The organism is Salinivibrio sp. MA427 (genome assembly GCF_001996115.1).
Lineage (GTDB): Bacteria > Pseudomonadota > Gammaproteobacteria > Enterobacterales > Vibrionaceae > Salinivibrio > Salinivibrio costicola.
Window position 1 is genome coordinate 1 of sequence record NZ_MUFH01000082.1, and the last position, 10,157, is coordinate 10,157.

Annotated in this window: 10 protein-coding genes; 2 read left to right on the forward strand and 8 right to left on the reverse strand. The window is 48.7% G+C overall.

Annotation, left to right across the window (positions count from 1 at the left end; all coding sequences use genetic code 11):
• From BZG79_RS07460 to folM, 5 genes are all read right to left on the reverse strand, one after another.
• The coding region (locus tag BZG79_RS07460) for an HAD family hydrolase (protein ID WP_077774083.1) at positions 1 to 669 on the reverse strand (669 nt) is incomplete at its 3' end.
• A gap of 139 nt (positions 670 to 808) precedes the next feature.
• Positions 809 to 1,378, reverse strand: a complete 570-nt coding sequence (locus tag BZG79_RS07465) for a YceI family protein (RefSeq protein WP_077576931.1) — start codon at positions 1,376 to 1,378, stop codon at positions 809 to 811.
• Entirely contained in the window at positions 1,375 to 1,914 is a 540-nt protein-coding gene (locus BZG79_RS07470) for a cytochrome b (RefSeq protein ID WP_077461382.1), read from the reverse strand. Before BZG79_RS07470 ends, BZG79_RS07465 begins: the two co-directional genes overlap by 4 nt.
• A 112-nt stretch (positions 1,915 to 2,026) precedes the next feature.
• Positions 2,027 to 2,392 carry a dihydroneopterin triphosphate 2'-epimerase gene (gene folX / locus BZG79_RS07475; RefSeq protein WP_077486620.1) on the reverse strand — a complete coding sequence of 122 codons (366 nt, stop codon included), beginning with the start codon at positions 2,390 to 2,392 and terminating at the stop codon, positions 2,027 to 2,029.
• A 22-nt stretch (positions 2,393 to 2,414) separates the two neighbouring features.
• Complete coding sequence (gene folM / locus BZG79_RS07480; protein WP_101494584.1) at positions 2,415 to 3,113, reverse strand: dihydromonapterin reductase; 699 nt, start codon at positions 3,111 to 3,113, stop codon at positions 2,415 to 2,417.
• A 196-nt stretch (positions 3,114 to 3,309) separates the two neighbouring features.
• Here folM and BZG79_RS07485 point away from each other — a divergent pair, with 196 nt between their 5' ends.
• A complete protein-coding gene (locus tag BZG79_RS07485; RefSeq protein WP_108743249.1) occupies positions 3,310 to 3,906 on the forward strand; it encodes a DNA-3-methyladenine glycosylase I in 597 nt (198 codons plus the stop codon).
• Here the strand turns inward: BZG79_RS07485 and BZG79_RS07490 are convergent.
• The 3 genes from BZG79_RS07490 to BZG79_RS07500 all read right to left on the reverse strand — a co-directional run bounded on the left by BZG79_RS07490 (position 3,897) and on the right by BZG79_RS07500 (position 7,769).
• Positions 3,897 to 4,379, reverse strand: a complete 483-nt coding sequence (locus BZG79_RS07490) for an NlpC/P60 family protein (RefSeq protein WP_077774085.1) — start codon at positions 4,377 to 4,379, stop codon at positions 3,897 to 3,899. The genes BZG79_RS07485 and BZG79_RS07490 overlap by 10 nt on opposite strands.
• Positions 4,376 to 5,605 carry a GGDEF domain-containing protein gene (locus BZG79_RS07495; RefSeq protein ID WP_077774086.1) on the reverse strand — a complete coding sequence of 410 codons (1,230 nt, stop codon included), beginning with the start codon at positions 5,603 to 5,605 and terminating at the stop codon, positions 4,376 to 4,378. Before BZG79_RS07495 ends, BZG79_RS07490 begins: the two co-directional genes overlap by 4 nt.
• A gap of 184 nt (positions 5,606 to 5,789) precedes the next feature.
• Positions 5,790 to 7,769 (reverse strand): exoribonuclease II, encoded by a 1,980-nt coding sequence (locus BZG79_RS07500; RefSeq protein ID WP_077774087.1) that lies wholly within the window; start codon positions 7,767 to 7,769, stop codon positions 5,790 to 5,792.
• A 360-nt stretch (positions 7,770 to 8,129) separates the two neighbouring features.
• Between BZG79_RS07500 and BZG79_RS07505 the strand changes: the two genes are divergently transcribed.
• The gene (locus BZG79_RS07505) at positions 8,130 to 9,941 is read left to right on the forward strand and encodes a DEAD/DEAH box helicase (RefSeq protein WP_077461373.1); all 1,812 of its coding nucleotides are present in this window, start codon (positions 8,130 to 8,132) and stop codon (positions 9,939 to 9,941) included.
• The last annotated feature ends 216 nt before the right edge of the window (positions 9,942 to 10,157 follow it).

The following is a 10,157-nucleotide window of genomic DNA, read 5'->3' on the forward strand; positions in this document are numbered from 1 at the left end:
GTCGTAGCGCGCCCATTCCATAATGGTCCAATCTTTCTTCTGCGCGTGCAGGCTTAAGTGCGGGTCGGGATTGACCGCAAAGGCGCTATCGACTTGCTCAAGCAAGGGGACATCCCAGTGCGAGTCACTGTAACCATATGTGTGGCCGACAGTGTCATGACGGTCAGATAGCCATGCCTGCATGTAGTCGTGCTTGCCACGATAATCACGCACGCAATGCGATATGCTGCCCGTATATACGCCATTTAATGTTTCAAGCTCAATCGCAATCACGGTATCGAGTTTGAGCAGTTTGCCAATCGGACGCGCTAGGTGGGCGGCGGTGTTGGAAACTAACACACAGTGATCGCCGCGGTTGCGATGCCACTCGATACGCGCTAATGCTTGTGGTACCACCACGGGAGCGACGTGCTGATCGATAAAGTCGGTGGCCCAAGCAGCCACGGTTTGAATCGATTTTCCTTTGACCGGGACCAGCTGCACTTGCATATATTGCTCAAGGTTGATGCGGCCTTTTTTAAAATCCAAATACGCCCGCTTCTCTTGCTCGACCACGTTTTGCGGGGCGAGATCGCACTGGCAAAGGTATTCCAGCCACGCTTGTTTGGTGTCGGTAGCGACCAGGGTTTCGTCTAAGTCGAAGAATGCAATATTAATAGGTAATGTCATAGCTAAACTAATTTTTCTGTATTATTGCCGCCATCGTAACTAGAGNACTAGAGACTATGACGAAAAGGTTTCAGTGTTGATGCGACAAAAAAGCCTTGGCATGTGGCCAAGGCTTTTTTAGTTTACTGAGTCTAGCAAGTTACTGGCGAATGCCTTCTACGTGCAGCTCCATATCAACGTATGTGGCAGGGCCCATAGTGGGAATACCAAAGTCTTCTAGCTCCAGGCGGGTGTTACCCATAAAGCCAGCGCGGTAGTTGCCCCAAGGATCTTCACCGTGACCGACGAGTTCAGCGTCGATTTCAATTGGCTTAGTTTGGCCATGCAAAGTGAGATCGCCTGTAATGGTCATCGAGCCGTCGCCGTTGTCGGTTACGTTGGTGCTTTCAAAGGACGCTTGGCCATATTCGCCTACATCCAAGAAGTCACCGCTACGAATGTGCTTATCACGCTCAGCATGGTTAGAATCAATACTGGTTGTATCAATCGTCACCGACACACTTGATGCGCCAATGTTATCTGGGTCGAATTCAAATTGGCCGTCAAACGTATTAAAACGACCTTTGGTAAAGCTGTAACCTAGGTGTGGCACTTTGAAGTTGACCGAGGCATGTGCGCCTTTGGTGTCAATCATATAAGTGTCTGCCAGTGCAGGCCCAGATAAGAGTGTTGCGGCGCTCATTCCCATGGCTAACATGAGTTTTTTCATTTCGGGTTTCCTCCGATCATCTTCCGTAACGTATTATCTTTATCTTTAAAATGGTGTTTAAGTGCCATAATGGCATGGCCTGCTGCTAACACAATCAAGGTGATGGCGACGTAGTAGTGTATATCGCCAGCAATGTCTGATTGATTGGGAAACAGCTCCCCTGCGCTCGGCACGGTAAACCAGGTGAATACTTCAATCCCGCGTCCGTCTGAGGTTGAGATCAAGTATCCAGAGACAAACAGTGTGGCAAGGAGCAGGTAAATAGTATGATGGCCTGCTGTTGCCGCTTTACGTTCCCAAGCCTTACCTTCAACGGTGGGCATAGTGTGTGTTGCTTTCCACACAAGTCGACCAACAGTCGTTATCGCCAGTAATATGCCTATCGATTTGTGCCAGTGTGGCGCAGTTTGATACCAACTACTGTAGTAGCTCAAGTCGACCATCCACAATCCGACAGCGAAAAGGCCAACGATAACGAGACTCGATAGCCAGTGTAGCGTACGCATAACGCGATCGTAGCTATTTTTCGGTGTCATTTGTTCCCGCTCCCAATTACTAATCCAACACAGTATATAAGGTGAACGGCAATATAGAAGCTGTTCACCTTGAACATGATGTTCGAATAATTCTAACGAACTCTGTGCGGTGTTACGACTCGTTAGCGGTCCAGCTTAGGCTTAATGAGACAGAGTCGGCAAATCTGAGTGCATGCGGCTTATCAATGGTCACTTGTGCGTAGCGCACCCAGTGATGATCACGTGTAATCTCTAAAACACCCGCAACCAGCTTTTCGAGTAAGAGAAAACGTCCGTTCTCAACATAGTCAATAATCGCTTTGGTTATATCTTTGTAATTGAGTGCATCATCAACGTTGTCTTCTTCACACGCCTTGTGGCCTGGATAATGAATCTCGACATTGATGACTACGTCTTGTTTTTTCTCCTGCTCGTCAGGATTAAACCCAATGTAAGTACGTAGGCGCAGGTTGGTTATTTTAATCACAGCGTCGTTCATAGTCGTTTCCTGGTCACGAAAGTTAGATAAGATGGCGGCCGCCATCAAGTTTGATGGATTGGCCAGTCATATGTTGACTCGCAAGGATAAATTCGCATGCATTCACCACTTCTTGCTCACCGGGGACCGATCTTAATAGTGACTTACGGCGTGCTTTTTCTCGATAGGCTTCATCATCGCCATCATTAAACATGATTAATGCTGGTGAAATACTGTTCACTTTGATTGATGGTGCCATTTTCTGTGCAAACGAGAGGGTAAGATTTTCGAGCGCAGCTTTGCTGGTGGCATAAGCGGTGTGTTTGGCACTGCCTTTTTGCGCGACATAATCGGTGAGATGAATAATATCACCCTGTTGCATCCAGCGGGGCGCGGCCATATTGATGAGATAAGGTGTTTTTGCATGGATTTGCATCATGTTATCAAACAGCGATGCAATATCTTGGCTGTGTTTCTCGCTGTCCCAAGATGACGCATTGTGGATCAATGTATCGAAAGTGGGATTTAAAGCATCAATGTGGTCAATGAAGGAATAAACGCCCTCATCCGTTGAGAAGTCTGCGTGCAAACAACGCGCGCCCCGCGCTCTTAAATCGGCTACTTGAGGGCGTTCGGTACGATAAGATAACGTTACCTGGTGACCCTGATTGAGAAAGTGGCAGGCGAGTGCGTAGCCAATGCGCTGTCCGGCGCCGGTAATCAATATATGCTTTGTTGTCACGCGTGTTCCTTTGCATTTATGTATGGATGGCATCAATAACAAGGATTAACGGTTCTATTACGTTTCATGCACTTATCGCGATCAAAGATAGCGTCATATTGCACATAACGATAGCATTTACCCAGTTAACTCGCTGATTTCGTGCCATAAGCAACAAAATTGACACCCGATGTCGTGTTTGAAGAAGGGAAAAAAGATGAAAATTTGCCAATGGGCGCAGCACAGTGAATCTGAACGTGTGTATCACGATACCGAGTGGGGCGTACCGACATTTGATGATCAAGCGATCTTTGAGTTCATTTGTTTAGAGGGCGCGCAAGCAGGATTAAATTGGCGGCTAATACTGGAAAAACGGCAGGCTTATCGTGACGCTTTCTCTCGCTTCGATTTTTATCAGCTTGCCGCGGTGGCTGAACCAAATATTGCTGAGATCATGGCTAACCATGAGATTGTCCGTAATCGACTGAAGGTGGCCTCTGTGTTTACCAATGCCAAGGCTGCAGTAACGCTGGTGGAACAGTACGGATCATTGGCTAAGGCACTTTGGCAGTTCACTGACGGTGTACCGATTGTGAACCAGCATCAATCAGATGCCGATGTGGCTACTGCGACGGACGAGTCCCGTGCCATGAGTCGCTTTTTGAAAAAGCGTGGATTTAAGTTTGTGGGAGAAACCATTTGTTATTCGTTGATGCAAGCGCTGGGCATGGTCAATGATCATGTCGTCACGTGTCCGCGGTATCAACCCTGTTGCGAACTGGCCGATTCGGTGAAAGCGCACACTCAGAAGTAACGGCGGAATTGCCAGAATCGCGCTTGCCAGTAAGGATTATCAATTCGTGACACTGTCACACCCCTGGAAGCTGACGCATGCATAAATCGCTGCTCACCAAGGTAAACACCAACATGACGCAAGCCTGGGCGGATATGAAAGAACACCAGGTCGCCTTGTCGTGCGGATTGATAGTCAATGGCATAGCCGGTTTTTGCTTGGCCATGGGTGGTGCGCGGTAGTGGCGTGGCGAGCGCTTCTTGATAGACGCGTTGCGTATACGCTGAGCAATCGATGCCTTGGCGTGAGGTGCCTCCCCACCGATAAGGGGTGCCTTGCCACTGATTAAACACTTGGTTCAGCGTATGGGTTAAGGCTTGATCGCTGACGTTGTCGGTTGACGACGGCAAAGGCGACACCGCAGGCGAATCATGCTGGGTTGCGCAGCCGGTAAACAATACACTGACAACGCTGATCAATAAAAGTGGTTTCACGCACTGCCCTTAATACAATTCCGCCCTGCCTCTTTGGCTTTGTATAACGCCTTATCCGCTAATTGTAAGACGTCTTCGGGCGTATCTGCCTGCGAGGCATCGGCATATCCGATACTCACAGTAATGTTAACGGGCTTTTTATCGCTCGCTCGCCCGCGTTTTTGTAGGCCTTGTTTGTCATCATGAGGGCGAGATTGATCGCGTAGCACTAACGGGTAGTGAGTAATATCTTCGCGTAATGCGTCGAGAAAAGGTAAACAGTGCTCAGTGGTTTTGCCTTTGAACAATAAGGTGAATTCTTCGCCGCCATAACGAAAAGCACTGGCGCCTCCCTCACAGCACGCCATTTGCTTAGCCACAAGCTTAAGTACATCGTCACCGATTTCGTGGCCATAGGTGTCGTTAAATTGCTTGAAGTGGTCAACATCGAGCATGGCTAAAGTGTAGCGACGACCAAGGTGTTTTAGTTCATCTTCGAGTGCGCGTCGTCCCGCAATTTCGGTGAGCCCGTCGACGAACGCTAATTGATGGCTGAATGATACTTGGTTGGCAACCAACAGYAGGCCTGCGAGCGAAAATACGAGTGACGATATAAACGGCACATAAAAAAACACCAAGGTAATCGTGCTGCATAATACGCTAATGAAAGCCGCATGATCTTCAATGCTATTTTTGCGCAAAAGACGAAGAGTACTGATACAAATTAAAATAGAGAGCAGCACAATCAGCAGCACGGGCATGGGGCTAACCGACGCCGCCCTGACTAAAATAGGATGCTGCTGAAAATAGGAAGATAACTCGCCGAATTGCTGCACCAGTAGCGCACACCACCCGATTTCCATACCTATAGCGAGAAAAAAGAACACCCCAAACCGAGAGGTGAGCTTTTGGTCGCGTACGATGATCATATAGAGCAAATTAATGGGCAGCGCGACTGCTAAAAGCAAGTACTCAAGATAAGTCGTCCCTTGCTCAAGCGGGGATTGAAGTCGCGTTAGGATAATCGTGTATCCCACTAATAAGATAATGACCATCATGCCCACGCGTGCGCTTTTGAACAGATGGCTTAAAAGCAGCGCAGTGAGCAAAAGAAAATAGGGGGCAGCATAGATGAGGTTGTAATAGGGGGCGAGTGAGGTGACCAAAGGGTGATAACCTGCCGCGAGGAGTAACAATAAAGCAATCGGGGTCCCCATTCGGACCGCAGATGAACGTAAAAGCCCCATGAAACCTCTTCAACGGGTTGAGGTAACACCATTAGCTATCACTTTTTAACGACTCGCTAGGCACGTAGGCTGTGATAATTGCAATGGTTTAATGATAAACGTTATTTAATGATTAGATTATCATTCTCCAGGAAAAAAGAAAGCCAAGCAATGGCTTGGCTTTCTATCAAGTTACCAACAGTAATTAGCTTTCAGTCGTGTCCGAGAGCGTGAATACCTGTGTTGGTTTGGCAACAATCGAACGGGTGGTCTCTTTAATATCAGCAATAACCACTTCTAGGCTATCGCCAAGCTTGAACTCAACGTTACCGTCGATAGTCACTGTACCTGTCTCTTTATCACAGGCAATCCGGGTTTTGTTGTCCAAGATCAGTGAGCCAGGGATAAACGCCGGTGCACCATTTTCGAGTAGGCGGACACGCATACCTGCGCGGTTAATATCAAAGATCTCTGCGGTATACCGAGTCTGTGCTTCAACTTCTGGTTTGAGCAAACGGGTATAAAGCCAATCAGCCACGTCACGCTCGGCCATACGGTGATGTTTACGGTGGCCGGCAAGCTCTTCACCCACGGTATCGGCCGGGGCATTGGCTTCGGTTTCGCCGCGAATAATTGCTTTAAGCAAGCGGTGGTTGATCATATCACCGTATTTACGGATAGGTGATGTCCACGTGGCATAGACATCTAAGCCCATTGCGTAGTGTGGCGCTGGCTCATGACCAATCTCACTGTATGCTTGGAAGCGGCGCAAGCGGTTATCAAGATAGGTGGTGTCTAGGCTGTTTAACCAGCGACGGAGTGTACTGAAGCCTTCGACGGTTGCTAGGCTTTCGCTGTCCGCCTCGCCGTCGTGCGCTTTTACCAGCTCGACCACATCGTCGAGCTTTTCACTGTTAAAGCCAGCATGGGTATTAAAAATACCGAACCCAAACGATTCGCTTAGCTTACGACCCGCGCAAATGTTAGCGCTGATCATCGACTCTTCCACAATGCGATTAGCAATACGACGCTGATCCGTGTGAATAGCAATCACATCGTTATCTTCACTGAGTTCAAAACGATAATCAGGGCGATCTGGGAAGGTCACTGCATGAGTTTCACGCCATTGAATGCGTGCTAACGCAAATTGGTGAAGCTGATGAATCTGGTCAGCGATCGCCGGTGTTTGCGGTTGCCACTGAGCTTGCTCGCCTTGCTCGATGTAATCCGACACCTTGTCGTAGGCTAGCTGGCCATGTGATTGGATCCATGCGGAGAAAAACTCTGCGTCATCGGCAATGGTGCCATCCGCGGCAATATTGAAGGTACAACAAAGTGCAGGGCGCTGTTCGTTTTCACGGAGGGAGCACAAATCATCACTGAGATCACGCGGTAGCATCGGGATATTGCGCCCAGGTAGATAAATGGTGAATCCGCGATTACGTGCAACCTGGTCGAGTTCATCATCCGCATCAATATAGGCGGTAGGATCGGCAATTGCCACTGTCATGCTAAAGCCACCTTGTGGGTTGGCTTCCACACACAGAGCATCGTCCATATCTTTGGTCGATTCACCATCAATGGTCACAAAGGGAAGATCGGTGAGGTCACGACGCGTAAGCCCCTGCTCTAACATTGGCCATTCGTCTTTAGGCGCAGGCTCTTGGTTAGGTAGGTTGTGCTTGGCTAAGGTGACCCACCAAGGGGCAATTTTGTCTTCTGCGTCGGTGATCTTTTCACTGATTTCGCACAAAAAGTGGTCATCTCCTTTAAGAGGATGACGCGTCAGCGATGCAACGACCCAATCACCTTCTTTTAAGCCGTCTTGTGACAGGCCGCGCTTTGTTTTCGCGCGTAAGGCGTCTTTCATTTGTGGATTATCAGGCACGACATTCAGACGGTTACGAACCCACTGCACGCGACCGATAAAGCGATCCAAACTTGGTTCAACCAGTGTTTCTGGCTCTGCCACTTCCCGATCTTTTTCAGTACGAACAATGGCTTCTACGCGGTCGCCATGTAGTACCTTTTTCATATACGGTGGTGGGATAAAAAAGCTGGTTTTGTCGTCAACTTCGAGAAAGCCGAAGCCTTTCTCGGTGGCTTTTACCTGTCCTTCTTTTTTGGGCAGGGTTTCTTGGATCTGTTGCTTTAACTGCGCGAGCAGGGGATTGTCTTGAAACATAACTTGGGTCTCGATTAACGGATCGCCACACTATACGTATTCACTGTTTCAAAACCAACCCGTGACAATAAAATCCTGTGAACCACACCAGGCTCCTCGTGCTCTGTTTTGTTTGTATTTTTTTTGTCCACTATTTGTTGGCTTCATCGACAAGCTGCGAGATATATGTCCATGAGGTCTGTTTTTTGTGAACTTGTTCAACTTTTTCTGGCTTTTTTGGTGTAAATAGCGCAGTATATTCACCCTTAATGACTGAGGCCCGTAGCGCTGGTGACTAACACTGTATAAAAGACAGTGTTTCATGGTTGAGCAGAACGCTGAAGGGGCCCCGTTTCGCTACACTCATAGATTGGGATCCCAATGCAAGAATCTGTAACCAAATTTCGCCAGTTAGATCTGGCCGACACCCTTTTGTCTGCGCTTGACTCAATGGGCTTTGAAACACCAACACCTATCCAAGCCGCCTCCATTCCTGCACTCCTCGAAGGTCGTGACGCACTCGGTAAAGCGCAAACCGGTACCGGTAAAACCGCTGCTTTTTCACTACCGTTGTTGAACAAAGTTGACCTAAACCAACACAAACCACAAGCGATTGTGATGGCACCAACGCGTGAGTTGGCGATTCAGGTTGCTGCAGAGATGAAAACGCTGGCACAAAACATCAAAGGCCTCAAAATTCTTGAGATCTATGGTGGTGCGTCGATTGTTGATCAAATGAAAGCGCTAAAAAGCGGCGCGCACATCGTGGTGGGAACACCGGGTCGTGTAAAAGATTTGATTAACCGTGACCGTCTTAAGCTTGACGAAGTTCATACCTTTATTCTTGATGAAGCCGACGAAATGCTCAAAATGGGCTTTGTCGACGACGTCACTTGGATCATGGAGCAGGCACCAGAAAGCGCACAGCGTGTTCTTTTCTCTGCGACCATGCCGCCAATCGTAAAACAAATTGTTGATCGCTTTTTGCGTGATCCCGCTCGTGTTGACGTGGCCGGTAGCAACCGCACTGTTGAAAAAGTAGAGCAACAATTCTGGGTGGTTAAAGGTGTCGAAAAAGACGAAGCGATGAGCCGTCTACTCGAAACCCAAGACACGGATGCATCGATCGTTTTTGTACGTACTCGCCAAGACACTGAGCGCCTGGCCGACTGGCTATCAGCTCGCGGCTTTAAAGCGGCAGCCTTGCATGGTGATATTCCGCAATCATTGCGCGAACGCACGGTCGATCATTTGAAACGTGGTGTGATTGATATTTTAGTGGCAACCGACGTGGTTGCGCGTGGTCTTGATGTAGCCCGCATCACCCACGTATTTAACTATGATATCCCGTTTGATGCTGAATCGTATATTCACCGTATTGGTCGTACTGGCCGTGCTGGTCGTGCGGGTAAAGCAATTTTGTTGGTCCGCACCAACCAAATGCGGATGCTGCGTACCGTCGAGCGTGTTACTCAGACTAAAATGGAAGAAATCCAACTGCCGAACCGCGATAAGGTCGCTGAGGCACGTGTCGCTCAACTGGCCAGTGAACTGGCTGAGAAAAAAGATGGCGATGCGATGGGTCCATTCGTTGAACTGATTGAGCAACTACAAAACGATATTGACGTTGATGCAACCACACTGGCTGCTATGTTACTCCAGCGCCAGCAAGGTAAACGTCCTTTGTTCTATAAAGGCCCAGACCCAATGATCGCGGCAATGGATCGTGAAAAGCAGCGTCGTGAACGTCGCCGTGATGAACGTCCAAGTGGTACTGATCGCCGTGATACCAACCCAGCTGACTGGGATACGTATCAGTTAGATGTTGGCCGAGAGCAAGGCGTACAAGTAAAAGACATCGTAGGTGCGATTGCTAACGAACTTGGCTTGAACAAGCAGAATATTGGTGCAATCAAACTCGCACCTGCTCATACGTTTGTGCAGCTGCCAAAAACCATGCCGAAAGAAGTCTTTGCGCAATTGCAAAAACTGCGTATTCGCCAAAAAGAGACCAATGCACAACGTGTTGAAGGTCAGATCATGCGTGAACGTCGTGGTGGTGACCGTAACGGCGGTGGCCGAGGCCGTAGTGACCGTGATAGCCGCGGTGGCCGTGGTGAACGTCGCTTTAACCGCGATCGTGGTAATGAGCGTCGCGCGCCTGCACGCGGTGAGCGTCGTCAAGCACAATAAATAGTTTAAAGCCGAGCAGTGATGCTCGGCTTTTTTGTTTGTGTCTGCGATGTAATGCCTTGTTCGCAGGGTATTAACGACGTGGATATAGGGCTTTTCATTGATATTGCTATGATGAAACAAGGCCGATAGAGTTAGACGGCGAGGTGGACTCGCCATGCCACTGTTGTTACGCGTGGTAGGTAATGGAGCCTACACACCACGGCGTGTTAATGA

Coding starts and splice junctions, on each gene's coding strand:
- BZG79_RS07465 (WP_077576931.1), bottom strand. CDS start 1,378: ATGAAAAAACTCATGTTAGCCATGGGAATGAGCGCCGCAACACTCTTA.
- BZG79_RS07470 (WP_077461382.1), bottom strand. CDS start 1,914: ATGACACCGAAAAATAGCTACGATCGCGTTATGCGTACGCTACACTGG.
- folX (WP_077486620.1), bottom strand. CDS start 2,392: ATGAACGACGCTGTGATTAAAATAACCAACCTGCGCCTACGTACTTAC.
- BZG79_RS07485 (WP_108743249.1), top strand. CDS start 3,310: ATGAAAATTTGCCAATGGGCGCAGCACAGTGAATCTGAACGTGTGTAT.
- BZG79_RS07500 (WP_077774087.1), bottom strand. CDS start 7,769: ATGTTTCAAGACAATCCCCTGCTCGCGCAGTTAAAGCAACAGATCCAA.
- BZG79_RS07505 (WP_077461373.1), top strand. CDS start 8,130: ATGCAAGAATCTGTAACCAAATTTCGCCAGTTAGATCTGGCCGACACC.